Here is a 25,541-nt window from a genome sequence, read left to right as displayed (position 1 = left end):
TTATCCTTTCGGTTTAAAGATAAGAGCGATAATAAATGAGAATAAAATCGCAGCTGAAATTCCAGCAGAAGTTAATTCAAAAATACCGATCCCGATTCCGATGAACCCGTGTACATCTGCCTGATGCATCGCTCCATGAAGCAAGCTATGCCCAAAGCTGACGATTGGTACGGTTGCGCCCGCACCCGCAAATTCAATAAATTTATCATAAATACCGAAACCGTCTAAGATGGTACCCGCCACAACAAAAATGGTCATGACATGTGCAGGCGTAAGTTTGAGTACGTCTAGTAAAAGCTGGCCAATGACGCAAATAAGTCCGCCTGCAACAAAAGCGATAAGATAATCCATTAGCTCTCTCCTCCTGCACGCTCAAATACGACACCGTGCGCAATGGTTGGAATGGTCTCTTTTTGCTGAACCATCATTGGACTAAGAAGCGCTCCGGTTGCCACAACGAGTACTCTTTGCAGATTTCCTGCTTTCATTTCTTGAAAAATGTGACTAAATGTCACAACAGCTGAACAAGCACAGCCGCTCCCACCAGCGAATACATTTTGATCGGGTGTATAGATGATTAAACCGCAATCATCATGCTTCCTCCCAAGCTGAATGCCTTCTTCCTTCAGAAGATCCTTTAAAATGGGTGAACCAATACCAGATAAATCCCCTGTTAAAATCAGATCGTAATCGTCCACCGTTCTTCCAAGGTCTTCTAAATGCTGCTTGATGGTATCTGCCGCTGCCGGAGCCATGGCCGATCCCATGTCAAATGGATCTGTAATTCCAAGATCCATCACCCTGCCTACTGTAGCGCTTGTAATTTGAATTGGAGAGGTCTCCTGGCTAATAATAACGGCCCCGCTCCCAGTGACGGTACTTGTGGCTGTATCTGGTTTTTGTCCGCCGTATTCTGTTGGATTACGAAATTGGCGTTCTGCCGTTGCATTATGACTGCTTGTCGCTGCAATGGCTCTATTGGCAAAACCGCCATCAATGAGTGCTGACGCAATGGCAACCGATTCCATTGAGGTTGAACATGCCCCAAACAAACACAGAAACGGGATTTTCAGTTCTCTTGCCACATAGTTTGCTGTGACGTTTTGATTGAGTAAATCTCCTGCCAGCAATAGATCAATATCGCTTTTTTGCAAATTTGCTTTTGATAAAGCACTGGATATCGCATCTTCCATCAGTTTTCTTTCAGCCATTTCCCAGTTCTTTTGATCACAATGCATTTCGTCATACGTTTTATCAATTAAATGACCAATTGGCCCTTCTTTTTCTTTCGGCCCTGCAGCTGTTCCCTCTGCATTGACGTAAAGCTTGTGCTCAAAAACCCAAGATTGTTTACCTGTTAGTTTCATGTTTCATTCCTCCTACGAAAACATCTTTTCCAAGACGTATCGAATGATCCCTACGACATATGCCGAGACGACACCAAATACAATGACGTTCCCAGCGAGCTTAAACATATTGGTGGCAACCCCTAAAACAAGCCCTTCACTTTTATGCTCAAGGGCAGCGCTTGTCATACTGTTTGCAAATCCTGTCACCGGAACAGCCGATCCCGCTCCAGCAAACTGGCCGATTCTATCGTAAATACCGATACCAGTTAATATAGAAGAAATTAAAATGAGGGTCGCCACTGTTGGGTTCCCTGCTGTTTTTTCATTAAAATCAAAAAAGTGAATATAGAAATTTTGCAGCCCCTCACCTATGGCACAGATCAATCCACCAACAAGAAAAGCCTTGATGCAGTTGAGGACATAAGGAGGTTTAGGCTGATACGTTTTCACCTTAGATGGATAGTTCTCTTTTAAACTCGACACGGTTGTTCCCTCCAAATTTTTAAATATAAATAAGCCAATGGAATAGTGAACCAAATACTTTACCTAAGACAATGGCCATGAGAAGCAAAACAATTTTCCCGTCCATTCCAATTCTTTTCGTTAATATAGGAAGCACATTTAATACTTCAGTCAGCGCAGCTGCAAGCATGCCGACGAAAATGCCAGCTAATAGACCGATTGGGAGCGCCAGCCATTTGGATAAATGCAAATGCAGCTCGCTCAAGGTTGCCCAGCCGCCAACGACCGCCCCGGTGATGACAGCTGCCTCGTATCCTTGTATGAAGCGCTGCGTTTTCGTTAATTGCATTAAACGAGGGATGATGCCAAGTACTGTGAGAAATGCCACAAATCCTGCTCCTACCGTTAAACCGCCGCCAAGTCCAACTAACGCGACAAAAAGCCACTTACCGATCATGGATATCTTTCATTGTCTCTTTATTTTCTTTAAGGGCGACATAATGATCGAGATCGAGCTGATATTTAAACATCTCCACTTCGAGCGGACTTGGTTCTTCATTTAAACGCTTTTTAAATACATGATTGAAAAATAAGATCATGCCAAAGCCTAGTCCGAAGCTATATGGAATTTGCAGTAAATAAGGATGCTCAACCGTTTGACCTGTGATCATTTCATATAGACGAATGTGAACAAGCCGCATACTGACATCCTCGTGGAAATTCATAATGGCTAGCGCCGCTCCAACAAATAATAAGAGCCACACGAACACAAATAAAACGGGAGAAAGCTGGCGTTTGCCTGTATCAATTTCAACAATGGCTTCAGCGCCTCCGACGGTTTGAATGTCGATATCTGGCCATGATTTTTTGATCGTTTTGACCACATGCATGATATCAAGAACGGCGATGTGACGATCTTTTTTACTGACATGATATATCGGCATCTTGCTAAGCTTTTGCACAGCAAACTCATCACCAGTGATTTGGGCGATATCTTCTAAATAAATGAGCTGATCATTACCGGTCTTAATGCGATGGCGCAGCCGAAGAAAGATTTGTCCGTCCATCCAAGTCACTTCCTATACGATGGGTTAAAAATAGTATGTGGTGAAAAATGGTTCTCATACCGAGAGAACTTGATTTACCGGTAATTACCACACGAAAAAAGCCAGCCAAATTGGCTAGCTCTCTTTTTGATCCATTTGCATTTGAATTTGCTTTAAAATTTTCTTTTCGAGCCGCGAGACTTGTACTTGTGAAATGCCGAGCCTCTCCGCTACTTCAGATTGTGTTTGATCTTTATAATATCTTAAGTACACTATGAGTTTTTCTCGTTCTTCTAATTCCTTGATCGCTTCTTTCAGCGCGATTTTATCAAACCATCTTTCTTCTGAATGATCGGCAATTTGATCAAGTAATGTAATCGGATCCCCGTCATTTTCATACACCGTTTCATGAATCGACGACGGCGTTCGGACCGCTTCTTGGGCGAGGACAACATCCTCTGGTGTGATATCAAGATATTCGGCTATTTCCTGAACGGTTGGCATTCTCCCGTGAGACTTAGACAATTCATCTCTTGCCCGCCGGATTTTATTTCCGAGTTCCTTTAGTGACCGGCTGACTTTGACTGTTCCATCATCCCGAATGAATCGCTGGATTTCACCAATGATCATTGGGACAGCGTAGGTCGAAAACTTCACATCATATGACAAATCAAATTTATCAACAGATTTTAGCAGTCCAATACAGCCAATTTGAAACAAATCATCTGGTTCATATCCTCTATTTAAAAAGCGCTGAACAACGGACCAAACAAGACGCATGTTTTTTTCTACGAGGAGGTCTCTTGCTTGCTGATCACCGTCTTGGCTTTTTTTGATGAGCTCTTTAACTTCATCATTTGACAGCTGGGCTTTTTTTGCTTGCTTTTTTACCTCCACATCCATATGAGCAGCTCCTTTAATTACAAAGCGCTTTGCTTTTTGATAGATGCTTTGTTAATCGGATGGTTGTGCCCATTTCTGGAGATGAGTCGATCATGACATCATCCATAAAATTCTCCATAATGGTAAAGCCCATTCCAGAGCGTTCTAAGTCTGGTTTTGTCGTGAAAAGCGGCTGTCTTGCTTCCTCAAGATCTGTAATGCCCATACCTTCGTCACGGATGGTAAGGTACACAACATGGTCATCCAGTGTGACTTCGATATGCACCTTGCCATCTGGATTCCCATCATAGCCATGGATAATGGAGTTTGTCACCGCCTCTGACACAACGGTTTTGATTTCTGTTAATTCATCTAATGTCGGATCAAGCTGGGCGATAAACGCCGCGACTGTCACCCTCGCAAAGGATTCATTTTGACTTAAAGCAGAGAAGGTCAAATTCATTTCATTCCTCATGATGCCACCCCCAATGTTTGCAATGCCGTTTGCTCTGAAGGCTCCATACGGATGATTTTAAATAAGCCAGACATATCAAATAACCGGTTCACTGCCGGCGAAATAGCACAGACGACCATTTCTCCGCCAAGCTGCTTAATTTCTTTATATCTTCCTAAAATCACTCCGAGACCTGAGCTGTCCATAAACGTTAAATCAGCCAAATTCAGCACAATGTGGCGAATGTCCTCTGTTTCCAAATAATTCGTCACCTTTTGTCTCAATGTTTCTGCGGAGTGATGATCGAGCTCTCCTGTTAATCGAATGCAAAGTACGCTCTCTTTTACTTGAAAATGAATATCAAGGCTCATCTTTTTATTCCTCCTTGCTCTAATTTCGGATAAAGATTGTTTCTCTTTTTTATCAATTAAATCCTTCACCATGACAAAACTAGTGACCATTCGTCACATTTAGATGTTCTTTTCTTCTTCCTCATAGCAAAAAGACTGCCTGTTTCAGCAGCCTTTCACATTTTATTTCCATTTCACAAATTCAGCCATCGCTCGTTTGAAGAACGTCCAAACGCCCGCTTTTTCCATTCCTTCTTTGGCTTGTACAGGGCTTTCATGCAGCACTTTTCCGTCTTTTTTCAAGACAATGGTTCCAAGTTCCGTTCCTTTTGAGAATGGGGCCGTAACATCCTGAGACAGTTTGATTTCTTTTTTAATCTGATCCACATTTTCGCCTTTTTTCGTTAAAAGGGAGATTGGTTCAGAGGTGACAAGCTGAATTTTTTTCTTTGTCCCTTTGCTTACCTTGATTTCGGCTACATCTTGTCCTCGTTTGTAAAGCGGGTGTGTGGTGTATTGACTAAATGCATAATCTAACATTTTGACCACTTGAGCGTTTCTGTCTTTCGGTGTACTTGCGCCAAAGACAACAGCAATGACGCGCATGTTTCCTTTTTTAGCGGTTGCGGTCAAACAATATTTGGCTTCACCTGTAAAACCTGTTTTCAACCCATCGACACCTGGATAAAATTTAATCAAACGGTTCGTATTCACAAGCCAGAATTTTTTATCCGTGTTTTGACGGAGATAGTCTTCGTAAACACCTGTGAATTTTGTGATTTGATCATATTTCAACAGCTCTTTTGCCATTTTTGCCATATCATGAGCTGTACTGTAATGGTCTTTTTCAGGAAGTCCTGTTGGGTTTTGAAAGACCGTAGAGGTGAGGCCGAGTTCTTTTGCCTTTTTGTTCATTTGCTCCACAAACTGTTCTTCAGATCCTGCAATATGCTCTGCCATGGCAACTGAAGCATCATTTCCAGACGCAATCGCAATGCCTTTCAGCATTTCTTTCACAGTCATTTCTTCTCCAGGTTCAAGGAAGATTTGTGACCCTCCCATTGAAGCTGCATAGTCACTTGTTCTTACCTTGTCAGTCATTTTCAGTTTTCCTTGATCAATGGCTTCCATGATGAGAAGCATCGTCATGATTTTGGTCATACTTGCGGGTGCCAGCTTTTCCTCGCTGTTTTTGTTGTAAAGCATTTTTCCCGTGTCACGTTCTATTAAGATGGCTGATTTGGCTTCGTGCACCAATTCTGATGTTTGTTTTTCTTCTGGTTTTTCAATCTTTTCTTTTGCTATCGCTGATGGTGAAACCATTGAGATAAGGATCATTAAAATAAACAATGCACATATATGACGTTTCAAGTGGCAGACCTCCATTATCGTAATCCTTTCTATTTTTTCCTCATCGAGGCAGTTTTATTCAGAGATCGTATGATTGCCATAAAAAAAGCCTTCTGTTGGTAAACAGAAGGCTTCTTAAAACATACTATGAGAGTTGTTTGACAATGTCTTTTACTAATTCAAGGAAACTCGTTTTCACTTTTTCCGTTACTTCAATGACTTCATCATGAGACAGCGGCTGATCTAAAATACCCGATGCCGCATTAGAAATGCATGAAATACCTAGCACTTTAATTCCTGCATGACGCGCAACAATCACCTCTGGGACCGTCGACATGCCTACAGCATCTGCGCCAAGTGTTCTAAGGAAACGAACTTCAGCCGGTGTTTCATATGAAGGACCTGTCATCCCTGCATAAACACCTTGCTGTACAGATATGCCTAAGCGCTGAGCTGTTTCTTCTGCAAGTGCGAGCAAATCTTTATCGTATGGGGCAGACATATCAGGGAAACGAACGCCTTGACTGTCATTTGGTCCAATTAATGGATTGGTCCCCATCATATTGATATGATCTGTAATCAGCATGAGATCGCCTGGATGAAATGAAGTATTCACACCGCCGGCTGCATTTGTCACAATGCAAGTCTCAATGCCAATTTCTTTCATCACACGAACTGGAAACGTTACTTGCTTCATATCATATCCTTCATAGAAGTGAAAACGTCCTTGCATCGCACATACGACAGTGCCTTTCAGCGTCCCGATGACGAGCTGTCCTGCGTGACCCTCTACTGTTGAAACAGGGAATCCAGGAATATCTTCATATTTCAATTTGATTGGATTTTCAATCTCATCTGCTAAAATGCCAAGCCCTGAACCTAAGATTAATCCAACTGTTGGTACGTATGTCGATGCTTGTTTAATGTATGCCGCCGCTTCTGAAAACTGTGCTCCCACGAGATTTCCCCCTATTTGAGTTTAGATAAAAAGCTTGTGCCGTATTTTGGCATCGTTGTTTTGAAATTGTCTGCGACCGTTGCTCCAAGATCAGCAAAGGTTTTTGAAGTTGGCAGTTCATTTGCTCCTTGATGCTTTTTGCTGTAAGCAATGAGCGGAACGTATTCTCTTGTATGATCTGTTCCGTGATGAACTGGGTCATTTCCATGATCTGCTGTAATCACTAAAAGATCATCCTCTTTTAACAGGTCAAACACTTCAGGAAGACGGGCGTCAAATTCCTCTAGTGCTTTTCCGTAACCCTCTGGATCTCTTCTATGTCCGTAAAGGGCATCAAAATCAACAAGGTTTAAAAAGCTGAGTCCTGTAAAGTCTGTTTTAAGTGTATCGACCAGCTTGTCCATTCCGTCCATGTTCGACTTTGTTCTGAGAGAAGAGGTGATTCCTTCGCCATCATAAATATCAGAGATTTTGCCGATCGCAATCACATCGAGCCCATCATCTTTCATCTCATTCATCACTGTTCGGTCAAATGGTTTTAAAGCATAGTCATGACGGTTTGGTGTTCTGACAAACGCACCAGGCTCCCCGACAAATGGACGAGCGATAATGCGGCCAACCATATATTTTTCATCTAATGTGAGCTCACGTGCAATTTCACAAATACGATAAAGTTCATCTAATGGCACCACTTCTTCGTGCGCAGCAATTTGCAGCACAGAATCCGCAGATGTATAAACGATTAGATCGCCTGTTTTCATGTGCTCTTCGCCAAGCTCGTCTAAAATTTCAGTACCAGACGCAGGTTTATTTCCAATAATGCCTCTGCCTGTTTTTTCTTTTAGTTCATTTAGTAGTTCATCTGGGAATCCGTCTGGAAAAACTCTGAACGGTGTGTCTATGTAAAGACCCATTATTTCCCAGTGTCCAGTCATTGTATCTTTCCCATTTGATGCCTCTTGCATTTTTCCATAATACGCAAGTGGTTTCTCATCCGCTGGAATTCCTTTGATTTCTTTAATATGACTCAGCCCAAGCTTCGCCATATTTGGCATATGAAGCCCGTTCATTTTTTCAGCAATATGTCCTAGTGTATCTGCACCTACATCATTAAATTCAGCAGCATCAGGTGCTTCCCCAATTCCTACTGAATCCATTACGACGAGGAAAATGCGTTTATACTGATAATCAGGCATTAAAAAGCGCCTCCTTCAATATTCTTGTCTTTTAACCTTTCAAAAAGAGAGGTCTGACATCTCAAGTATAAACCGTTTACAAGCCGGTTGACAACCATAAACGGTGCAAACATGAAAAAGCATGACACACGTTCACCGTGCCATGCTTTACTTATGCCCTTGGATGGAATTTGTGATACACATCTTTCAATCTTGTTTTCGTCACATGTGTATAAATTTGTGTTGTCGAGATATCAGCATGCCCAAGCATCTCCTGCACAGCTCTTAGGTCGGCACCGTTTTCAAGCAGATGTGTTGCAAATGAATGCCTGAGTGTATGGGGTGTGAGTTCCTTTTGAATCCCTGCTTCGAGAGCTCTTTTTTTCAAATTCTTCCAGAAACCTTGCCGCGACATTTTTTTCCCGTGATGATTGAGGAATAAGGCATCTGCCGGCTGTTTTTTTAACAGCTTGCTTCTTCCCTTTTCGAGATATTCTTCAATCGCACTTGCAGCTGCTTCACCAATTGGCACAATCCGCTCTTTTCTTCCTTTACCGAAACAACGGATAAAGCCCATTGTGAGGTGTACATCGGCAAGGGTCAAATCCAGCATTTCACTGACGCGAATGCCTGTTGCATATAAGAGTTCGAGCATCGCTTTGTCACGGTAGTCAAATGGAGTGTGCTGATTTGGTGTATCAAGCAATTTTTCGACTTCCCCTAGTGATAGAACTTTCGGTAATTTCCGCTCTGTTTTTTGCGTTTCAATGTTCCATGACGGATCATCTGTTGTCACTTTTTCCCGGAGCAGAAATTGGTGGAAGGACCGGATCGAGGAGAGATGCCGCACTGACGTTTTGCTCGATTTCCCTTCCTCTTTTAGCTGCTTTAAATAATGAATGATATGCAGGCGCGTAACATCTTTTATATCCGTCAGCTGCTCATGTGTCATTAAAAAAGACAAGTAGTTCTGTAAATCTCGTTTATAAGAAACAATGGTATTTTCAGAGAGTCCTCTCTCTACTGTCATAAAATGAATAAAGTCGGATAATTGATCGTTCAATGATTTCTACTCCCCGTTTTGATAAAAATAAATCAATCGGTCTTGCCAGTTGTCTTGATTCGGCTGATCCATTTCCATCACTTTAATTGCTGCACCCTCTGGTTTATCATAACGATGGTAGCTTTCATATTCTGAATTTATCCATATCATAGCATAATAGAACAGGACGGTAAAACCAGTGAACAAGATAAATACCTTCATCACTTCACCTGTTGTTTTGAGCCATTTTCGCATGATTCTCATGTCCTTTCTCAGCTTCTCATTACTTCAGCATATGCCAGGTGGGACAAGGAATATACAGCGAAAATGCAAAAAACCTCTTCATCTTAAATGAAAAGGTTCCAATTCGGATTATTTGCCGGATTCATCATCATGACACCGGTGGCAAATACCATGGAATGTCAATCTATGATCCTTAATTTTAAATTTCCAGTCACGTTCAATAATCTCTTCAACATCTTCTAATAAATCATCTTCTATCTCATCGACTGTCCCGCATTCCATGCAGACAAGATGATGATGGAAGTGAGCGGCTCCTTCTTTGCGAAGATCATATCGCGAAACGCCGTCTCCAAAGTTAATTTTATCAACAACTTTCAGTTCAGTTAGCAATTCTAACGTTCGATAAACAGTAGCAAGACCAATTTCAGGAGACTTCTCTTTTACGAGGAGGTATACATCTTCTGCACTTAAATGGTCTTCTTCATTCTCAAGCAGTACTCTTACTGTTGCTTCACGCTGTGGCGTGAGCTTATAGCTGGAAGAATGAAGCTGTTTCTTAATTCGATCAATCCGATTTTCCATTGACTTTCCCTCCTACGCCACATTACTTGACCATTATATCAAATGATGTGCTGGGAGCCAACTATAATCATTTTAAATTGATAAATAAATTGATTATTATTTAATAACAATTATAAAATCATGAGAAAAGAACACCTGCCAGCTTTTTCATGAGCATGAAGGAGACGTACGATTCAAAAAAGGACGAAAGTGCAGCAAGTGCTAAAATCATCAGTAGAATAGATGCATACCGGGCGAACCACTGCACAGGTGCTTGACTGATGGTTTTTTTCATAAACAGCTGACCAATGAGACGGATGGAAAACGCAATCGCACATGTCCCAATCACTAAATAGGCTGGAATAAGTAATATGTTTTGCGGAAGAACCGATACGAACGAAAGGAAAAAGCCACTCAGTCCCATTTGATTTACTAGAAAACCAACTGTAAACCCAACGACAATTCCTTTTAAAAAGATCATGAGAAAGATGAGCGGCAGGCCAATGATAGATATTCCTAGTATCCACATAAGACCTAAATATTTCATATGATGCAAGAAGCTTTGCAAAAACATTTCTTTTGATTCTGCAGCTTTCTCATTTGTCAGCTGACCAAAAAATTGATTTAAATAATAGAATAAATCCTCTTTCTGACTAATTGTCATACTATTGACGATGATGGCCCCAAAGATCACGCCCATTAAAAAGAGTACAAAGACAAACAAATAAATTGATAGATGGTCTTTTACGTGCTGAAGAAGATGTTCCTTCCAAGACTTTTTCCGCATGCGTCTTCCTCCCAAATAGTAAAGGTTACTAGATTCTATGAGAGAGATTACGAAACATGACAGTTTTATTGAAAGAAAAAAGAGAAAGCAGCCTAACACTGCTCTCTCTTCTCATTTATCGTGCCGCTTTTTGTACGTTCACAAGCCCAGCACCATAGTAAAAAGGGTCTCCAAGCTGTGCAGCCGTTTTTGAAAGTCTCTCGCGCACTTCATCGTTTGTCAGATTCGGATGTTTTGATAGAATGACAGCCGCAGCTCCTGCTACATGCGGTGATGCCATGGATGTTCCGCTCTTGTAGCCATATTCATTATGAGGAATAGTGCTGAGCGTTGAAACGCCCGGTGCTGAAACTTCCACTTCTTCGCCGACAGATGAATCAAAGGCTCTTTGTTTTCTTTGGTCAACAGAAGCAACCGCTATTACTGAGCTGTATTTGGCTGGATAATCAACCGTGTTGAGAGAGCCATAACTTCCTGCATTCCCAGCAGAAGCCACAATGAGAATACCCTTGTCATATGCTCGATCTACCGCTTCTTTCAGCGCTTCAGATTCACTTGCTCCACCCATACTAATATTGATGATATCCATGTCATTCTCAATGGCCCATTCAATTCCTTTAATGATCCAGCTATAGTAGCCGTCACCATTTTCATCTGCCACCTTGACCGCATAGATAGAAGCTTTTGGCGCAACACCAACGACACCTACCTTATTATCTAACGCTGCAATTGTGCCCGTCACATGCGTCCCATGTTCATGCGGGTCAACAAGCGGATCTGACTCTGTTGGAACAAAGCTGACTCCCCCAGTGACATGTAGATCTTCATGTTTGCCATCAATGCCGCTGTCAAGAACAGCTACTTTGACATTTTGTCCAGCGTATCCCCGTTTATGTACCTTTTGTGCTTTGATGCTTTTGATGCCATATGGAATCGTTTGACCGTTTGTTTTTGCCTTTTGGTCCTCCTCAATGAAGGTCACTTCTTTTGCCCGATTTAGTTTCTCTTTCGATGCCTCATTCAAGGAAACTTTCATCATATCTATTTGCTCTATGGATTCTTTTACATGTCCACCAGCTTCTTCAACAAGCTGTTTTTGTGTATGATCTTGAACGGAAGAAGAAAAGCCGATCATGTACTCTTTTTTCGCTTGCTCCTTTGCAGAAATATGTGAGGCGCCGAATGTGACCGATGCCAGCATCATACTTGCCATACAAAGCCCTGCTCCAATTGACTTGATGTTCACAATACTCACTCTCCCTTTCATCTTTTTGTCATTTAACTACATTTTCAGACAAAAAGAAACGATCGTTTGTCCTATTTTTAAAAATTTTTCCATTTGAACTGGTTGTCACAAAAAAGCAAAATAAAAATGCTTATGATCCTCTTGATAGTGATCATAAGCATTCCTTCTTTTATGTTTATTCATCATGTGTTGCAAGGCTTCTTGTTTTGTTTTTGTCTTTCTTTCATGTGTACTAAAGTGCGGAATGTTTCCTCTCGACAGTTCCGGGTTTCGGCTGTGCTGCCTTTCAATATGTTCTCGTTTTTTCTTTGCATGGCTTTTTCCCATTTGGCAAAACCCCTTTCGTTGACGTTATGATACACGATGTGACATAAAAAAGATAGACGTATACACGCCTATCTTTCTGTTTTCACCATATCAAGATGCGGAATTCCATCTTCCTCATAACAATCAGAAACGGCCTTAAATCCAAAGGGTTCGTAAAACGACTTCAAGTAGGCCTGCGCCTGAATTTTGACACTTGTTTCACCTAATTCACTCAGCTTTTCCAAAGCCTTGCTGAGCAGCATTTTTCCATAGCCCTTTTTTCGGCCTGCTTGCGTCACAAGAACGCGGCCAATGGATGCCTCTTCGTATATGATTCCACTTTGGAAAATTCGGCAATAAGCCACAATCGTGCCATCCTCTTTTGCCATCAGATGAAGCGCTTCTTGGTCCCGTTGATCAATTTCAGGGTAAGGGCATGTTTGTTCAACAACAAATACATTGACTCTTTCCATTAAGATTAGGTAAAGATCCTCTTTTGTCAATTCTTCAAACGTTTCACATGTCCAGTTAACTTGATTCATGATTGATATCCACCTTACCGTACACGCCGCCCCCGCCAGCGATCAGTTCGACTTCACCTTTTCTTGCTTTGATGATGTAATTGGCTGTTTTTTCTGGCAGGACAGCTTTTAGTTCTTGTTCTGTAGCTTGATGAAGGATATTCATCTCTGTGTGAAACACGGCTTTTAGCTTCTCCAGCGTTTTGGCTCCAACACCCGGAATAAATTGAAGCGGAAGCTGGTGAACATAAGGAGGTCTTGTTCCATTGTCACTTTCTTGGTCAGCAAGCTCCTTTAAACGCTCACTCACTCCTTTTGTCATCCGTGTATGTCCGCATGCGTGGCACTTTTCTTGATCTAGCGCGTAAGGTCTTACTCCGCACTTCTCGCAGGTTGTATGATAGTACTTCCCAAGCCGCGGGGCGAGCCCATAATTTCCTGTGATGGCTCTCCCCTCTTTCCCTTCAAGGGCTAGTTTAAATTCGGCAAAAGAGGCATGGTCCATGCGGATTTTTGTATATTCTCGCGCGATTTTCCCTAAAGAATGAGCGTCTGAATTCGTTAAAAAGGGATAACGGTTCAATTCGCTTAACTGGGACGCCATTGACGTATCACAGCTAAGTCCTAGTTCAACAGCATCAATGAGGTCCGGATCGAATACTTCCGTTAAAGACGTGCTGACTCCTTTGCCAAATAAGCTTTTATGCGGGGTGAAAATATGAGCAGGAATAAATAAGCCTCCTAGTTCCTTGACCTTATGCTGAAGTGTTTTCCCATCCACATAGAGGCGCTGTGAACTTAAATGCACATTTTTCATATGAAGCGCGAGCCATGCGGAGAACTCAGTCATTTTGCGCAGTGTGGGCATAAATGCAAGCACGTGAATCGGACCTTTTGAATGGTTATCGTTAATTTCTAATTCGCTGCCTAAAAGCAGGACGGTCTGTCCAAATGAGAGACCGCCATCACTTAGTTCAGTGTACTTGCCTTCCTCTACACCTTCTATTAATTCTTCTAGAACTTCTGGAGATTGTGCATCAATCACACCAATCATCCCCATCCCTTTACTTTGCGTTGCTTCAATGAGAATTTGGTCAATAGTCAGTGACCTTGCACCTGTAATTTTAACAGCTCTGCCTGTTCTTGTTCTGCCAATATGAATATGGATGTCTGCAAAAAACTCCCTCATTTTGTTGACTTAAGTACCTCTTGCAGTTGTAAGTACTGAATGGCATAGGCTGTTTTTGCATCATAAATATGCTGCTTTTCAACGAGGTGCAAGGCTTCTTCTAATGAAACTTCCATCACTTCAACAAATTCATCTTCGTCCAGCTCTCTTTTTTCTTCAAGCGGAACTAGCTGATCTGCAAGATACATGTGGACAATTTCATCTGCAAAACCTGGTGATGTATAAAAGGCCGTCAGCTTTTGAAGCTTCTGAGTGGTGTATCCTGTTTCTTCTTCTAATTCTCGCAGTGCTGTATGTGCCGGCTCTTCCCCTGGCTCTAATTTACCAGCCGGAATTTCAACGATGGCTCTCTCTAGTGCTTTACGGTATTGCTTGACCAAGATGATTTTATTTTCGTCTGTCCGAGCAATGACGGCTACTGCACCAGGATGTTTGATGATTTCGCGTTTGCCTTGTTTTCCGTTTGGCAATTCTACATCTTCAAGAACCAAATCAATGATTTTTCCGTTGTATAATTCTTTAGTCGATAATGTTTTTTCTTCAAAGTCCTTCAATTTTGTCAGCTCCTCGTTCTACTTTCACTTTTTACTTCATTCATTTTAACATAGATGATTTAAGAGAAGCGAAATGCGGATGCTTGCTTCAATGCGCCACTTGAAGTCACCTAGCTTGAATTCCAGATTTTTTTCACTTAATGTGAAGGAATAGGAGTGTGATGGAATTGAAAAAAAGACGAATTGGTACATCGGATCTTTTGGTGAGCGAAGCGGCTCTAGGATGTATGTCCCTAGGAACAGAAAAAGGAAAAGCGTTCTCTTTACTAGATGAAGCGATTGATCTTGGAATTAACTATTTGGATACAGCCGATTTATATGATTTTGGAACAAATGAGGAAATTGTCGGGGAAGCGATTAAAAACAGGCGGCAAGATTTAATTTTGGCCACAAAAGGCGGGAACCGCTTTGAAAAAGGTAAATCCGGCTGGAACTGGGACCCTTCAAAGGCGTACATAAAAGAAGCCGTAAAGCAAAGCCTCAAGCGGCTGCAAACAGATTATATTGATTTATACCAATTGCACGGAGGCACGATCAACGATCCTATTGATGAGACGATTGAGGCTTTTGAAGAATTAGTGGAAGAAGGCGTTATTCGCTATTATGGCATCTCTTCTATCCGTCCGAACGTCATTAAAGAATACGCCAAAAAATCGAACATCGTCAGTGTAATGATGCAATATAGTTTACTCGACCGCCGTCCAGAGGAATGGTTCTCTCTTCTTGAGGAACAAGGCATTAGTGTCGTGGCAAGAGGACCTTTAGCAAAAGGGCTTTTAACCGAAAAACCACTTTCACAAGCAAGTCCATCAATTCAAAAAAACGGCTATCTTCAATATTCATTTGACGAGCTACAGCAGGTTATTCCTTCTTTAAAGAAAGTCGCTTATGACCTATCACTCACAGAGCTGTCCATTCAATATTTGCTTAAGAATTCTGCGGTCAGTTCCGTTGTATTTGGCGCAAGCTCGGTGGAACAATTAAAAGAAAATGCGGCAGCGGCCAATGCACGTTCTTTAAATGACCAAGAAGTAAAAGCATTGACTTACTATACAAAACCATCTGTGTACGAGGCGCACCGGTTGAAATGAGATAAAAGAAGAGGTCACCTGATGTGATCTATTAGAAAATGTTGACAAAAGGCTAAAATAACCTTTTTTAGCCCTTTGTCTTCTTTTCAGCGTATAGACTCCGTTTACCAGCTTTTTTGTTTAATAAGGTAAAGAAGAAAGACGAAATAGTCACATTAGATGAATGAGCTTCTAAAAATCATCTGATGTGAAATATTGATCAAGCGATTGCTAAGAAATTGAACCCATTATTGCTTATCAGAGGCGTTCGTCTTCAAATATAAAAGAATCGCTGAACAAAAGGTGTTTTCAATTGGTATATAAATAGAAAACGAAAATAAGTATGAAAGGAGAATATCATGAATGAACTAGAAAATAACAGTGTTAACAAAACCTGCGTTCCGACTGGTGTTGAATTAAAAGACACTGGATTTGGATATACCTTGTCCCTAATTGCAGGTAAATATAAAATAATCATTATATATTGGCTGTCTGAAAATAAAGTGATGCGTCATAATGAGCTAAAGCGAAGCATAGGTTCCATTTCATTCAAAACACTAAGCATCATGCTAAAAGAGTTGGAGGCAGAAGATCTTATTATAAGGACAGAATTTCCTCAAATACCTCCAAAAGTTGAATATTCTTTGTCTGAACGTGGTCTTTCTCTTGTTCCGTTACTAAATATGATGTGCGAATGGGGGGAAAAGAATCGTTCTCCTGCTTCATAGGACGTGCTGAGCAGCTAGTTCATTTGATTGAATAAAAAGAAGTATCCCCCTATATGGAGAAATACTTCTTTTTTTAGTTTTTATAAATCTACCTATTACATGCTTTCAATAAAATTCAAATAATCCTGAGTGCTTTTTTCCATTTCACTTGTACTAAAATCATTTTCTTCTTCTTCATTTCCGCCCGGCGTATTTTCTTTACCATAACACGCAAAGTGCGAACGATAATCTGCACTACAATACAGGAATGTTGTTTTAAATGGAACTAATATTTGTTCAAGGGTATATGTATATCTCCCGTTTATAGTATAATCTTCTTTTTTGATTCCTGCCGTTACACCTAAAGCAATTTTACGATTCTTTAATTTATCCCCTCCATTTGAGCCATAAGCCCATCCATAAGTTAATACATCGTCAAGCCATTTTTTTAGTAGTGGCGGACAATTAAACCAATGTATAGGAAATTGAAAAATAAGTTGACCGTGTGATTCAACCATTTTTTGTTCTTTTTCCACGTCAATAGCTCCATTAGGATAGACTTTATACAATTCATGAATAGTATATTTTTCTGGATATTTTTTAAGCTCTTCTAACCACCGTTTATTCATAACGGAAGTTGTTATATTCGGATGTGCAATAATTACAAGAGTTTTCATCAATGTGTCCTCCTTAAATCTTATTTATATCTTAATAGTAAATTGAATAAAGAAAAGATGTAAGTATGCACTTTCAGTACAGGTACTTACCTAAAGGTTAGTGTTAAATCATTTTAAATCTTGATTATGATCTATCTCACTAAGCTGATGACATAAAAAAAAGAAGCATCAGTGCTCCCTTTTTTAGCTTTTATATTTTCTCCAGTCCAAATGACTTTCATCTAGCAGCTCGGAGAAGCTTTTGTTTTTTTCTTTTTCTTTCTGCTGCCGAAGGAGGTCTTGTCGTTTTTGTTCTTCTCTTTTTTCTGTCTCGGCGGCCAGATTCTGCTTCATTTGAAGGAGCTGCTGTTTGAGATCCTCGTTTATGCCGTCCTTTAATTTCGCTGGATCATTGTTCTTTTTCATTGTGCCTCTCTCCTTTTTCCTCTAAGTGTATCATCCGTTTTATTTCCTGAGCAAGAGTCACGCCATTCACCCAACATGTGGTATGATCGTCATAGAAAAAACCTCGGAAAGGAAGAATCAGCTAGATGAAAAAATGGATCGCTATACTTGCCTTCATATTATGTCCGCTCATTGCAATCGGCATTTTTTTCACCAATAAAATGATGTATATTCGAAAACTAACAGATGAAGAGCTCATCAAACGGGAATCAGATGAAGGGCATTATCATCATGAAGCGTTTCAACAGCTTAACAAAGAGAAAGTGTGTATTCCTTCAGCATTTGGTTATGATCTTCATGGCTATTTTGTGCCGCACTCACATCCACATACAACACGCACCATTGTACTTTGTCATGGCGTTACGGTTAGTTTAATCAATTCCGTTAAGTATATGAAATTATTCCAAAACCTTGGATGGAATGTGATGCTTTATGATCATAGAAGACATGGAATGAGCGGCGGAAAAACCACGAGTTATGGATACTACGAAAAAGAAGATTTAGCGAAGGTCGTAAAGTGGCTCAGACAAAGACTCGGAGAAAATGCCTTGATCGGCATACATGGAGAATCGATGGGGGCAGTCACGACTTTGTTATATGCTGCAAAGTCGGAAGCAAGCGCCAATTTTTACATAGCTGACTGTCCTTTTGCTTCTTTTGAGGATCAGCTTCTCTATCGATTAAAAACAGATTTTCGTCTTTCAGGGCAATGGATTCTTCCACTAAGTGATCGAGTGTTAAAATGGCGGGATGGATACAGCATTCGGCAAGTGTCACCGCTTGATGTGATCGATCAGGTGAGAGAACCTGTGCTTTTTATCCATAGTCTTCATGATGACTATATTCCATGCGAGCAGAGTCAGCAGCTATATGCTCGAAAAAAAGGTGATAAACAGCTATTTATAGCGCCGCACGGGGCGCATGCGATGTCTTTTAGTGAAAATAAAGAAGCTTACGAACAAGAAGTTCAAGCATTCCTTCAACAATTTGCATCAAATGAAGATAAAAGAGGAGATTGAACAGTGGTTCGTCTCCTCTTTTTGAGCTAACTTATGCGATAGTCACCACTGTTGTATGGTGTCTGCCCGCCAGTTCCATATGACTCTCTTCCGATTGCTGCTGACTCATGACCGATAATCCTGCAGTTGCTGCCAATAAAAGAACTATCAAACTCGTTTTCATATAAATGACCCCCATTTTGAATTTTTGATATGGCTTGAATCTTCCGTTCGTAAAACCGTGTCGATGCTTCATACAGCCCAAGCTCATTGTAATAATGAGCTGCATCAAGTGCCAATTCCTCAATGTCTGGGTATAAGCGCTTGTCCTCAAGCAGGTCTAATGTATCGTCTATGATCGTTATTTCTGCATCAACGTATAATGCTTTTAAGAACTGAAATTTGCAGATGTAAATTTCATCTTCTAATTCACAGGCTTTCATAATACCTTTTTGATAGAGGGTTAACGACTCTTCTATTTGTTTTTGTTTAAACAGGATTTGGGTGAGCATAAATAGTGGGTCTAGAGAGCGATTAAGATGGGTTAAATTCTCCTTTTCAAACACTTCAAGAGAGTCTTTCAGATAACGGCTTGCTTCCGCAAGGTTGTTCATTTGGTAATAACAGTTACCTAAGTTGAAAAGGGCCGAACCTATGACTCGAGGGTTTCCAATTGAGCGTGCTCGATTTAGAGCATTTTTAAAGTAGGGCAATGCATGTTCATAGCATTTCAAATCATCATAGTTTGCACCGATGACAAATTCACAGTGGATGATTCTCAGCGTGTACGTTCTGTAGGCAGAGTACGTATTTAACGCTTGCAAGGCATAGTGCATCGAAAAGTGGGTTTGTTTCATGTGGTAGTATATTTCAGCTAATTTAAAGTAAAATTCTGCTCTTTCTATATCATCTGATATGAGATTGAGCTTTTTTTCTGCTGAACGGTAATAGGCAATGGCACTTAAATAGTTTTGCTGTTCAAACTCAAACATTCCTGTGAAAAAATGAACATAGTATTCAAGCATGTCCGTTAATTTCGTTTGCGAATGTTCGATCGTTTCTAGCAGGTTTTTAATTTCTTCATCATTTGAGGCTTTCTTTGCCGGTTCAAAATATTCAAGCATCACCTTATGGCGAAAATCCATCAGCTGGTAAAACAGCAACAAGTTTTGATCTTGCTCCATCTCCAGAATTTCCTGCTCGATCTCGGCCTTCAGCTTCTCTGCTTTCATGACATGAAATCCGCAAATCTGCCTATACCATTCGTTTATTTTGATTCCAACCTGAGGCGATGACAGCTTGAGCTTCAATTCACTTTAGCACCTCCCTTCTCATATACGATACATGTTGTATTCTATCACATTTCCTCGAATGGAAGAAATATGAAATGTCATTTTTCGCAAAGTTTTCGGTATCCCGCAATAACCGCTTCCATTGCCTATTTTTCGGCATGTATATTCACGATTTTTTCATGTCTATTTTTCTCATTTTGTCGAATTGCTTGTTATAAAATGGGGGTTTTTCGTTTCAAATGATCATTTTACAGATTAGACATTCTCAGCTTCTTGGTGAGATGATGAAGACACGAAAAAAGCCCTTTTGTCAAAAAGGGCTTTTATAATACATCTGTTATCTGTTCCATATTCTCTTTGATCCAATTGACAGCTAATTCGAGTGTTGGAAACTCTTCCGTTTCAAATGTGACTTCATCCTGAAGAAGCCAAACATCCTTTTTCACCGAATCCATTCCACCTATTGACCAGTGCAAAAGGGTATAGGGATGATTGTTATTTAAAAACGACACCCATGTTTTATTTTGTGCCGTGTTTTGTATCACTCTAAGCTTCTGATCCACTACGTTTCCACCTTACTTTACAAGTATGCCCATTCTTGGACTGAGTATTTGCTGAGGACTTTTCAGCATCAATGTATTGGCTTTTTTATTAAAATCGATGGTCATTTCCTCATCAAAAAATACCTTCTGTGCAATGTGTGTATATAGTTTTAAATGTTGGCTATTTTTAAGTTGTTCCCATTCACCTGTTCTTTCACTTGTTAACCAAAGCATTGGTACGCCACTCACTGCACAGCCACAACCTTCTGAATCGTAGCGAAGCAGTAATTCCTTAGTTTCGTTTTCTATTTGCTGTTTTTTTATATATGTTTTAGCCAGTTCTGTGATGTGAATATACATGGAGAACATCCTTTTTAAATTGATGCTTACATTGTAACACATAAAACACCATAAAACATGACACACGACTACACGACTAAATCCGAAAATCATATTCTTTGAAATACACGCTCTTCTCACTAGGATTATATCTATCTATTGACTCTTTTCGCTTCTTGTTTTTTAGAATTATACTGATGACGCTACCAATTTCAAAAGAATAAACAGGAGGTTTTAGATCGTGAAAAAAAGATTATCTCTCTGCTTCATCGGGGCACTGATATTTATGTTGAGTTTCGCTGTGCCAAACATGAAAGCGTCATCTGTCCTTGATGAAGTACGAGAAAGCTATGCGACTTATACGGGATCTGGTTACTCAGGGGGCGCTGCATTATTAGATCCTATTCCATCTGACATGGAAATTACGGCTTTAAATCCTCATGACTATAACTATAAAGGGGTAAATGCGGCACTTGCAGGCGCTTACCTTGAAGTAAAGGGTCCAAAAGGAAAAACCGTTGTGTATGTAACCGATAAATATCCAGAAGGAGCAAAAGGAGCTCTTGATCTTTCTCCTAATGCCTTTGCCAAAATCGGTAATATGGCAGATGGAAAAATCCCAATTAGTTGGAAAATTATAAAAGCACCGATTAGCGGAAATGTAGCTTACAGAATAAAAGAAGGCAGCAGTGAGTGGTGGGCTGCGATTCAAGTGCGCAATCATAAATATCCGATTATGAAAATGGAATATTACAAAGATGGACAATGGGTGAACATGGAAAAGACAGACTACAACCATTTCCTTGGATTTAATATGGGGTCTAAATCTCTTCCTGTTCGAATCACAGATATCCGCGGGGTCATTGTAAAGGATAAATTACCCGCTCTTCCATCTACTGCTGCTTCACAGGCCTATATTGTAAAAGGCAATGTTCAGCTTCCTAATTAACGAGGAAAAGAGGTAGCTTATTTAAAGAGCTCCCTCTCTTCCTTCTCTATCCCAGTGATATGCCTCATTTTCTATTTCTTTTATGATTTCATTCTTTCCTGCCATATAGCTTTGTATATCTTCCGGATACTGTTTTGCTAATTGTTCCTTGACAGACGCATACGCTACAGCTCGTTCTGGATGGGCCCTTAAGTAATCTCGAAACAATAAATGCCTTTTCACATCAGGGTGATTTCTCTCATAAACATGGACATGATGCGTACGATTCAAGCCACCCTTTTGAAAAAAACGTCTCCCTTTTATGCCATTTTCACCTAGCGCTTGATATCCAAGATGTTCAAAGCTCTCTCTTTTTCTATCGATCTCTTTTATATGACTTACTTCTATTAAGATATCAATAATTGGTTTGGCAACAAGTCCTTCAACTGACGTACTACCAATATGATGTCCTTCTATCCAGCTCTTTTGAATGATTTGCTTGAGTTGCTGCTTTTCTTGATGGAATTCTTCATGCCACTCTTTTTTGAATTCGACAACCTCAACCTTTCGCCTCGGTGTCCATGTCATTTTTGATAAGGTGAGCTCTTTTGCAACATGAATCACACCTGTTTCAAGAAACCCTAACTTTTCATACAGCTTTTTTGCAGGGGTGTTTTTTTGCCCTGTGGTCAGTTCTATAGGGACATTTTTCTCCATAATTGTGGACATAAGTCTTGTTCCAATACCCTGCTTTAGCGCTGTTGGATGTACAGCCAATCGACTAATGATCAAATAATCTTTCTGCTCTTCATAAGAGGCAACACCTAGTAAGATTCCCTTTTGCTCAAAACCAATAAATTGCTCTTTTGCTTTCATTACATCTTGAATGGTCTCTTTTAATGGTGGGAGATCGGCATAGCCAATTTGCTCAGCTTCTTGTTGGTATGCAGCTAGTTGAATATGTAAGATCTGCTTTGCTACATCACTTATTGTTTGATCTAAATTGACAATCATTGCATTGCCTCTAATTTTTTCACAAATAAAACACGATCTTCATTTATTCCATCATAGTCTGAAAACACGGAGATTCCTTCTACAGTTTTGTCCCCTTTTTCAATTTGAAAGCCCAATTTTGCATGATAGGCAATCGATACTTTATTTACAGGGGCTGTTACCGCTTTAATGGTTGTTCTTCCTTCCTGTTTTGCCACATCATAAAAGGCTTGATATAGGATTTTTCCTATCTTTAATTTCCGATGGTCTGGATGTACACCTACAAAATGAATGTAGGCTTCATCTGAATGAGATTGCGATAAAAAACCGACTAAAAAGCCTATCAGTTCACCTTTTTCAACGACGACAAAACTTGTTTGCTGAAAATGTTCAAAAAATAGCTTCGGCAATTTTGCGCGCAAATCTCTACCTCCCCACCAGCTTTGAATGACGGATGTGACGGCGTAAAAATCTGACGGCTTCACTTGACGTATCATGATGACCTCGCCCCTTTTCATTTTTAACTTACCGCTCTCTTTTTTCACAAAAAACTGTTGTTTCAATAGTGTACCTGTCCGATTTATTGTTTGTAAAGATCACGTGTCAGCCTTTTTCCTTTCAGCTTTGTTGATTCTTCGTTCTTTCGCGGTCATCTCCTTTTAAATCTTCACACTTATTTCAAAAAGTTCACTTTTTGTGCGAAAGTTTCATTCTTTTGGTATGTTAAGATGGTTCATATAGGAAATGTAACAAATGTTTATTGGAGATGATGATATTGGTTTGGATTGTTACTTCACTTGTTGTGTTTAGTCTTTTAAAGCTTCTTGTCACTTCGCTGCCTTCTGGTGTTGTGGAACGCCTTTTTAGCCGTTATGCAGTGCATGCAAAAGTAACAAGTGATCAAACAACGATCATGTTTGAAGATCGTCCGCTCGATGATCAGCAAGCATCTGAAATTATTCAACATTTTAATGATGCGATCTTTATTGAACGCTATTATATTTATCCTGGTGATGAAGAACGCTTTCTTCGTCCGCAGGAAGGGCCTGCGCCGCTTACTATGCAAACAAAGCTTGGCAAGCATGATGTGACCCTTTATCTGTATCATTACGATGACCACGTGGATGTGGTGCGGCAATTTACTCATAAGCCTAAGAAAAAACTGACGGCCTATCGTTTGCGTTCTGAGCCGCTCCAAACATCTTACAATTTAGCACATGCTTAAAAATATGTTTGATCAAATGAGACGAAGTGGAAGACACTTCGTCTTTTTTATATGGTTTTACACTCTTTTCTTTGAATGATTTACCAGTATCAATTTCGCCTCTTGACGGTTACAATAAATACAGAACATACGTTCTAAGAGGTGAAAATAATGAATGAACGAGCCATTCTGCTTGTGGATATGCAATCGTTTTATGCGTCAGTCGAAAAAGTGGAGGCTCCCCACTTGAAGGATGTACCGCTCATCGTCTCTGGAGATCCTGAGCGGCGGAGCGGGGTCGTACTTGCTGCCTGCCCGCTTGCTAAAAAACGGGGCGTACAAAATGCATCAAGATTATGGGAAGCACAGGAGAAATGCCCCGAAGCTGTCGTCGTACGCCCCCGTATGCAGCGCTATCTTGATATCTCTGTCATGATCACAGAGCTGCTTGAACAATACACAGATCTTGTCGAACCGTATTCAATTGATGAACAATTTCTCGATATTACAGGTAGTCTGACACTACTCGGTTCTCCCCGTGAGATCGCTCAAAATATACAAACAACCATTATGAACCAGACGGGTATTTACGCACGTGTTGGCATCGGTCCTAATAAAGTGCTCGCCAAAATGGCCTGTGACCATTTTGCTAAAAAAAACACATCTGGCATTTATGAACTTCGCGAAGACAGTGTTGCGGCTGATTTATGGCCGCTTCCGATTGGAAAATTATTTGGCGTTGGTAAACGAATGGAGCACCATTTAAAACGAATGGGCATCAGTACCATTGGGACGCTTGCTGCTTATCCGTTAGACCGGCTTAAAAAACGCTGGGGAATCAACGGAGAGCTTTTGCAGCGAACAGCATTAGGGCATGATCCCTCTCCGGTTACCATTCACACACATAATGAACAAAAAGCGGTGGGACATCATATGACTCTCCCACATGATTATGCGTCTTTTGAGGATATCAAAGTCGCTCTTCTTGAATTGAGCGAAGAAGTGGCAAGACGTGCACGCTTTAAGCATTATCTTGGTCAAACGGTGTCTGTTGGCGTGAGAGGCGCTGATTTTTCTCACCCGACCGGATTTCATAGACAAACTAAGCTTCATTCGCCTACACAGTACGGGAGAGATATTGCAGACGCAGCCATTCAGTTATGCCAGCAGCACTGGGATGGTCAGCCCATTCGAAGTGTCGGTATTACTCTCTCACAGCTGCAGTCTGACAGTCAGTATCAGCTAAATTTATTTGATCATCATGTTCAAAAAGACAAACTCAGCAAAGTATTTGATGCAATCCACATAAAGTATGGGCCTGCTGCCCTGCTGCACGCTTCGTCACTGACAAGCGCAGGGCAGGCGTATCACCGCGCCGAAAAAATTGGCGGACATTACAAATAACGGAGGCGAACAGCCATGAATCCCAATAAATTAACACCTGGATACAACCTCATGTGGGAATCAAGCCGAATGATGCTTCCAGAGCACCGGGAGCAGCTGCTTGCTCAAAAACGGAAGAAAAAAGAATACATCCCTCTCCCGCTGAGCACCGATCAACTGGAGGAAATGAATTTTTTGATCACACAGTCGATTACCGAGGATCAAGCGATTTGCGTGACATACGCCGTAGAAGGTAGGAAAGAGCAGTTTTGGGGCTGGGTAAAAGCCATTCATTATGAAACGCAGCGCATAAAAATCATCAATGATGAAGATGTTCTCAACCTGTCCTTGCAGCAAATCGTCGCGATCGACCTTGATTAAATGGGGTCAAATGACCGCACGAATCAGTGTCATAAAAGCACCGGAATAAAAAAGCACGCGTCTTCAAATACGAACTAATCAAGCTTCTCTGCCATATGGCGGATGTCC

The 25,541-nt window shown here is 40.7% G+C and carries 34 protein-coding genes; 7 read left to right on the top strand and 27 right to left on the bottom strand.

Annotation, left to right across the window (positions count from 1 at the left end):
* From spoVAE to ACQYAC_RS05430, 20 genes are all read right to left on the bottom strand, one after another.
* Positions 1 to 351, bottom strand: coding sequence for a stage V sporulation protein AE (gene spoVAE, locus ACQYAC_RS05525; RefSeq protein WP_034319923.1), 351 nt, complete (start codon positions 349 to 351; stop codon positions 1 to 3).
* Complete coding sequence (gene spoVAD, locus ACQYAC_RS05520) at positions 351 to 1,367, bottom strand: stage V sporulation protein AD (RefSeq protein ID WP_003215736.1); 1,017 nt, start codon at positions 1,365 to 1,367, stop codon at positions 351 to 353. Before spoVAD ends, spoVAE begins: the two co-directional genes overlap by 1 nt.
* Before the next feature lie 12 nt (positions 1,368 to 1,379).
* Complete coding sequence (gene spoVAC, locus ACQYAC_RS05515; protein ID WP_058014773.1) at positions 1,380 to 1,832, bottom strand: stage V sporulation protein AC; 453 nt, start codon at positions 1,830 to 1,832, stop codon at positions 1,380 to 1,382.
* A gap of 19 nt (positions 1,833 to 1,851) precedes the next feature.
* Positions 1,852 to 2,268, bottom strand: a complete 417-nt coding sequence (locus ACQYAC_RS05510) for a stage V sporulation protein AB (RefSeq protein WP_429942879.1) — start codon at positions 2,266 to 2,268, stop codon at positions 1,852 to 1,854.
* A complete protein-coding gene (locus ACQYAC_RS05505) occupies positions 2,258 to 2,878 on the bottom strand; it encodes a stage V sporulation protein AA (RefSeq protein ID WP_058014771.1) in 621 nt (206 codons plus the stop codon). The genes ACQYAC_RS05510 and ACQYAC_RS05505 overlap by 11 nt, the downstream gene beginning before the upstream one ends.
* A gap of 114 nt (positions 2,879 to 2,992) precedes the next feature.
* Complete coding sequence (gene sigF / locus ACQYAC_RS05500) at positions 2,993 to 3,760, bottom strand: RNA polymerase sporulation sigma factor SigF (RefSeq protein ID WP_003215778.1); 768 nt, start codon at positions 3,758 to 3,760, stop codon at positions 2,993 to 2,995.
* 13 nt (positions 3,761 to 3,773) lie between these two features.
* Positions 3,774 to 4,214: an anti-sigma F factor gene (spoIIAB, locus tag ACQYAC_RS05495; protein WP_012010447.1), complete on the bottom strand. Its 441-nt coding sequence runs from the start codon at positions 4,212 to 4,214 to the stop codon at positions 3,774 to 3,776.
* On the bottom strand, positions 4,211 to 4,564 hold the full coding sequence (spoIIAA, locus tag ACQYAC_RS05490) for an anti-sigma F factor antagonist (protein WP_044141066.1): 354 nt from the start codon (positions 4,562 to 4,564) through the stop codon (positions 4,211 to 4,213). Before spoIIAA ends, spoIIAB begins: the two co-directional genes overlap by 4 nt.
* 162 nt (positions 4,565 to 4,726) lie before the next feature.
* On the bottom strand, positions 4,727 to 5,881 hold the full coding sequence (locus ACQYAC_RS05485; RefSeq protein WP_412056879.1) for a D-alanyl-D-alanine carboxypeptidase family protein: 1,155 nt from the start codon (positions 5,879 to 5,881) through the stop codon (positions 4,727 to 4,729).
* 157 nt (positions 5,882 to 6,038) lie between these two features.
* Positions 6,039 to 6,851, bottom strand: a complete 813-nt coding sequence (locus tag ACQYAC_RS05480; protein WP_058014768.1) for a purine-nucleoside phosphorylase — start codon at positions 6,849 to 6,851, stop codon at positions 6,039 to 6,041.
* An 11-nt stretch (positions 6,852 to 6,862) separates the two neighbouring features.
* Entirely contained in the window at positions 6,863 to 8,047 is a 1,185-nt protein-coding gene (gene deoB, locus ACQYAC_RS05475) for a phosphopentomutase (protein ID WP_268465992.1), read from the bottom strand.
* 151 nt (positions 8,048 to 8,198) lie between these two features.
* Positions 8,199 to 9,089 (bottom strand): site-specific tyrosine recombinase XerD, encoded by an 891-nt coding sequence (xerD, locus tag ACQYAC_RS05470; RefSeq protein WP_144462802.1) that lies wholly within the window; start codon positions 9,087 to 9,089, stop codon positions 8,199 to 8,201.
* A 6-nt stretch (positions 9,090 to 9,095) separates the two neighbouring features.
* Positions 9,096 to 9,323 (bottom strand): YqzK family protein, encoded by a 228-nt coding sequence (locus ACQYAC_RS05465; protein WP_003215798.1) that lies wholly within the window; start codon positions 9,321 to 9,323, stop codon positions 9,096 to 9,098.
* A 117-nt stretch (positions 9,324 to 9,440) separates the two neighbouring features.
* On the bottom strand, positions 9,441 to 9,893 hold the full coding sequence (gene fur / locus ACQYAC_RS05460) for a ferric iron uptake transcriptional regulator (RefSeq protein ID WP_003215577.1): 453 nt from the start codon (positions 9,891 to 9,893) through the stop codon (positions 9,441 to 9,443).
* Positions 9,894 to 10,011: 118 nt separating this feature from the next.
* Positions 10,012 to 10,659 (bottom strand): stage II sporulation protein M, encoded by a 648-nt coding sequence (spoIIM, locus tag ACQYAC_RS05455; protein WP_429942878.1) that lies wholly within the window; start codon positions 10,657 to 10,659, stop codon positions 10,012 to 10,014.
* A gap of 115 nt (positions 10,660 to 10,774) precedes the next feature.
* Positions 10,775 to 11,905 carry a S8 family peptidase gene (locus ACQYAC_RS05450; protein ID WP_429942877.1) on the bottom strand — a complete coding sequence of 377 codons (1,131 nt, stop codon included), beginning with the start codon at positions 11,903 to 11,905 and terminating at the stop codon, positions 10,775 to 10,777.
* A gap of 105 nt (positions 11,906 to 12,010) precedes the next feature.
* Positions 12,011 to 12,232, bottom strand: a complete 222-nt coding sequence (locus ACQYAC_RS05445) for a hypothetical protein (protein WP_429942876.1) — start codon at positions 12,230 to 12,232, stop codon at positions 12,011 to 12,013.
* Between the two features lie 68 nt (positions 12,233 to 12,300).
* Positions 12,301 to 12,753 carry a GNAT family N-acetyltransferase gene (locus ACQYAC_RS05440; RefSeq protein WP_429942875.1) on the bottom strand — a complete coding sequence of 151 codons (453 nt, stop codon included), beginning with the start codon at positions 12,751 to 12,753 and terminating at the stop codon, positions 12,301 to 12,303.
* A complete protein-coding gene (locus ACQYAC_RS05435; RefSeq protein ID WP_180310562.1) occupies positions 12,740 to 13,921 on the bottom strand; it encodes a TIGR00375 family protein in 1,182 nt (393 codons plus the stop codon). The genes ACQYAC_RS05440 and ACQYAC_RS05435 overlap by 14 nt, the downstream gene beginning before the upstream one ends.
* Positions 13,918 to 14,475, bottom strand: coding sequence for an NUDIX hydrolase (locus ACQYAC_RS05430; protein ID WP_058014762.1), 558 nt, complete (start codon positions 14,473 to 14,475; stop codon positions 13,918 to 13,920). Before ACQYAC_RS05430 ends, ACQYAC_RS05435 begins: the two co-directional genes overlap by 4 nt.
* Before the next feature lie 167 nt (positions 14,476 to 14,642).
* On the opposite strand from ACQYAC_RS05430, the gene ACQYAC_RS05425 reads away from it, so the two are divergent.
* Entirely contained in the window at positions 14,643 to 15,566 is a 924-nt protein-coding gene (locus ACQYAC_RS05425; protein WP_429942874.1) for an aldo/keto reductase, read from the top strand.
* A gap of 338 nt (positions 15,567 to 15,904) precedes the next feature.
* Complete coding sequence (locus tag ACQYAC_RS05420) at positions 15,905 to 16,273, top strand: winged helix-turn-helix transcriptional regulator (protein WP_169057048.1); 369 nt, start codon at positions 15,905 to 15,907, stop codon at positions 16,271 to 16,273.
* A 95-nt stretch (positions 16,274 to 16,368) separates the two neighbouring features.
* On the opposite strand, the gene ACQYAC_RS05415 is transcribed toward ACQYAC_RS05420, so the two are convergent.
* A complete protein-coding gene (locus ACQYAC_RS05415; RefSeq protein WP_429942873.1) occupies positions 16,369 to 16,929 on the bottom strand; it encodes an NAD(P)H-dependent oxidoreductase in 561 nt (186 codons plus the stop codon).
* Between the two features lie 183 nt (positions 16,930 to 17,112).
* Positions 17,113 to 17,334: a YqkE family protein gene (locus tag ACQYAC_RS05410; RefSeq protein WP_306010835.1), complete on the bottom strand. Its 222-nt coding sequence runs from the start codon at positions 17,332 to 17,334 to the stop codon at positions 17,113 to 17,115.
* 125 nt (positions 17,335 to 17,459) lie between these two features.
* On the opposite strand from ACQYAC_RS05410, the gene ACQYAC_RS05405 reads away from it, so the two are divergent.
* A complete protein-coding gene (locus tag ACQYAC_RS05405; RefSeq protein ID WP_429942872.1) occupies positions 17,460 to 18,392 on the top strand; it encodes an alpha/beta hydrolase in 933 nt (310 codons plus the stop codon).
* 26 nt (positions 18,393 to 18,418) lie between these two features.
* Here the strand turns inward: ACQYAC_RS05405 and ACQYAC_RS05400 are convergent, their stop codons facing one another.
* The 3 genes from ACQYAC_RS05400 to ACQYAC_RS05390 form a co-directional block, all read right to left on the bottom strand.
* Positions 18,419 to 19,681: a Rap family tetratricopeptide repeat protein gene (locus ACQYAC_RS05400; protein WP_058014757.1), complete on the bottom strand. Its 1,263-nt coding sequence runs from the start codon at positions 19,679 to 19,681 to the stop codon at positions 18,419 to 18,421.
* A 305-nt stretch (positions 19,682 to 19,986) separates the two neighbouring features.
* Positions 19,987 to 20,226: a YqkC family protein gene (locus ACQYAC_RS05395; RefSeq protein ID WP_339163004.1), complete on the bottom strand. Its 240-nt coding sequence runs from the start codon at positions 20,224 to 20,226 to the stop codon at positions 19,987 to 19,989.
* Positions 20,227 to 20,238: 12 nt separating this feature from the next.
* Positions 20,239 to 20,565: an iron-sulfur cluster biosynthesis family protein gene (locus ACQYAC_RS05390; RefSeq protein ID WP_429942871.1), complete on the bottom strand. Its 327-nt coding sequence runs from the start codon at positions 20,563 to 20,565 to the stop codon at positions 20,239 to 20,241.
* Positions 20,566 to 20,830: 265 nt separating this feature from the next.
* On the opposite strand from ACQYAC_RS05390, the gene ACQYAC_RS05385 reads away from it, so the two are divergent.
* A complete protein-coding gene (locus tag ACQYAC_RS05385; protein WP_257474653.1) occupies positions 20,831 to 21,493 on the top strand; it encodes an expansin EXLX1 family cellulose-binding protein in 663 nt (220 codons plus the stop codon).
* A gap of 21 nt (positions 21,494 to 21,514) precedes the next feature.
* Here the strand turns inward: ACQYAC_RS05385 and ACQYAC_RS05380 are convergent, their stop codons facing one another.
* The gene (locus ACQYAC_RS05380) at positions 21,515 to 22,486 is read right to left on the bottom strand and encodes a GNAT family N-acetyltransferase (RefSeq protein WP_429942870.1); all 972 of its coding nucleotides are present in this window, start codon (positions 22,484 to 22,486) and stop codon (positions 21,515 to 21,517) included.
* Complete coding sequence (locus tag ACQYAC_RS05375; protein WP_034661184.1) at positions 22,483 to 22,962, bottom strand: GNAT family N-acetyltransferase; 480 nt, start codon at positions 22,960 to 22,962, stop codon at positions 22,483 to 22,485. Before ACQYAC_RS05375 ends, ACQYAC_RS05380 begins: the two co-directional genes overlap by 4 nt.
* Before the next feature lie 278 nt (positions 22,963 to 23,240).
* Between ACQYAC_RS05375 and ACQYAC_RS05370 the strand changes: the two genes are divergently transcribed.
* From ACQYAC_RS05370 to ACQYAC_RS05360, 3 genes are all read left to right on the top strand, one after another.
* Positions 23,241 to 23,690, top strand: coding sequence for a YfmQ family protein (locus ACQYAC_RS05370; RefSeq protein WP_061408447.1), 450 nt, complete (start codon positions 23,241 to 23,243; stop codon positions 23,688 to 23,690).
* A gap of 150 nt (positions 23,691 to 23,840) precedes the next feature.
* Entirely contained in the window at positions 23,841 to 25,073 is a 1,233-nt protein-coding gene (locus tag ACQYAC_RS05365; protein ID WP_429942869.1) for a DNA polymerase IV, read from the top strand.
* 15 nt (positions 25,074 to 25,088) lie between these two features.
* Positions 25,089 to 25,433 (top strand): YolD-like family protein, encoded by a 345-nt coding sequence (locus ACQYAC_RS05360; protein WP_058014751.1) that lies wholly within the window; start codon positions 25,089 to 25,091, stop codon positions 25,431 to 25,433.
* Positions 25,434 to 25,541: the final 108 nt, after the last annotated feature.

Origin of the sequence: Bacillus sp. MM09(2025) (assembly GCF_050496725.1) — a bacterium.
GTDB classification, from domain to species: Bacteria; Bacillota; Bacilli; order Bacillales; family Bacillaceae; genus Bacillus; species Bacillus pumilus.
The sequence above is the reverse complement of the archived record's forward strand: the minus strand, read 5'-3'. Positions and strand labels throughout refer to the sequence as shown.

What these genes read in the sequence shown, in the direction of transcription:
- ACQYAC_RS05505 (WP_058014771.1), bottom strand. Translation starts at nt 2,878, where the DNA reads ATGGACGGACAAATCTTTCTTCGGCTGCGCCATCGCATTAAGACCGGT.
- ACQYAC_RS05435 (WP_180310562.1), bottom strand. Translation starts at nt 13,921, where the DNA reads ATGAGGGAGTTTTTTGCAGACATCCATATTCATATTGGCAGAACAAGA.
- ACQYAC_RS05465 (WP_003215798.1), bottom strand. Translation starts at nt 9,323, where the DNA reads ATGCGAAAATGGCTCAAAACAACAGGTGAAGTGATGAAGGTATTTATC.
- spoIIAB (WP_012010447.1), bottom strand. Translation starts at nt 4,214, where the DNA reads ATGAGGAATGAAATGAATTTGACCTTCTCTGCTTTAAGTCAAAATGAA.
- ACQYAC_RS05420 (WP_169057048.1), top strand. Translation starts at nt 15,905, where the DNA reads ATGAATGAACTAGAAAATAACAGTGTTAACAAAACCTGCGTTCCGACT.
- ACQYAC_RS05410 (WP_306010835.1), bottom strand. Translation starts at nt 17,334, where the DNA reads ATGAAAAAGAACAATGATCCAGCGAAATTAAAGGACGGCATAAACGAG.
- ACQYAC_RS05385 (WP_257474653.1), top strand. Translation starts at nt 20,831, where the DNA reads ATGTTGAGTTTCGCTGTGCCAAACATGAAAGCGTCATCTGTCCTTGAT.
- ACQYAC_RS05405 (WP_429942872.1), top strand. Translation starts at nt 17,460, where the DNA reads ATGAAAAAATGGATCGCTATACTTGCCTTCATATTATGTCCGCTCATT.
- spoVAD (WP_003215736.1), bottom strand. Translation starts at nt 1,367, where the DNA reads ATGAAACTAACAGGTAAACAATCTTGGGTTTTTGAGCACAAGCTTTAC.
- ACQYAC_RS05485 (WP_412056879.1), bottom strand. Translation starts at nt 5,881, where the DNA reads ATGATCCTTATCTCAATGGTTTCACCATCAGCGATAGCAAAAGAAAAG.
- spoIIAA (WP_044141066.1), bottom strand. Translation starts at nt 4,564, where the DNA reads ATGAGCCTTGATATTCATTTTCAAGTAAAAGAGAGCGTACTTTGCATT.
- ACQYAC_RS05390 (WP_429942871.1), bottom strand. Translation starts at nt 20,565, where the DNA reads ATGTATATTCACATCACAGAACTGGCTAAAACATATATAAAAAAACAG.
- ACQYAC_RS05375 (WP_034661184.1), bottom strand. Translation starts at nt 22,962, where the DNA reads ATGATACGTCAAGTGAAGCCGTCAGATTTTTACGCCGTCACATCCGTC.
- ACQYAC_RS05440 (WP_429942875.1), bottom strand. Translation starts at nt 12,753, where the DNA reads ATGAATCAAGTTAACTGGACATGTGAAACGTTTGAAGAATTGACAAAA.
- spoVAE (WP_034319923.1), bottom strand. Translation starts at nt 351, where the DNA reads ATGGATTATCTTATCGCTTTTGTTGCAGGCGGACTTATTTGCGTCATT.
- spoIIM (WP_429942878.1), bottom strand. Translation starts at nt 10,659, where the DNA reads ATGCGGAAAAAGTCTTGGAAGGAACATCTTCTTCAGCACGTAAAAGAC.
- ACQYAC_RS05380 (WP_429942870.1), bottom strand. Translation starts at nt 22,486, where the DNA reads ATGATTGTCAATTTAGATCAAACAATAAGTGATGTAGCAAAGCAGATC.
- ACQYAC_RS05445 (WP_429942876.1), bottom strand. Translation starts at nt 12,232, where the DNA reads ATGGGAAAAAGCCATGCAAAGAAAAAACGAGAACATATTGAAAGGCAG.
- fur (WP_003215577.1), bottom strand. Translation starts at nt 9,893, where the DNA reads ATGGAAAATCGGATTGATCGAATTAAGAAACAGCTTCATTCTTCCAGC.
- ACQYAC_RS05415 (WP_429942873.1), bottom strand. Translation starts at nt 16,929, where the DNA reads ATGAAAACTCTTGTAATTATTGCACATCCGAATATAACAACTTCCGTT.
- ACQYAC_RS05360 (WP_058014751.1), top strand. Translation starts at nt 25,089, where the DNA reads ATGAATCCCAATAAATTAACACCTGGATACAACCTCATGTGGGAATCA.
- sigF (WP_003215778.1), bottom strand. Translation starts at nt 3,760, where the DNA reads ATGGATGTGGAGGTAAAAAAGCAAGCAAAAAAAGCCCAGCTGTCAAAT.
- ACQYAC_RS05510 (WP_429942879.1), bottom strand. Translation starts at nt 2,268, where the DNA reads ATGATCGGTAAGTGGCTTTTTGTCGCGTTAGTTGGACTTGGCGGCGGT.
- ACQYAC_RS05365 (WP_429942869.1), top strand. Translation starts at nt 23,841, where the DNA reads ATGAATGAACGAGCCATTCTGCTTGTGGATATGCAATCGTTTTATGCG.
- deoB (WP_268465992.1), bottom strand. Translation starts at nt 8,047, where the DNA reads ATGCCTGATTATCAGTATAAACGCATTTTCCTCGTCGTAATGGATTCA.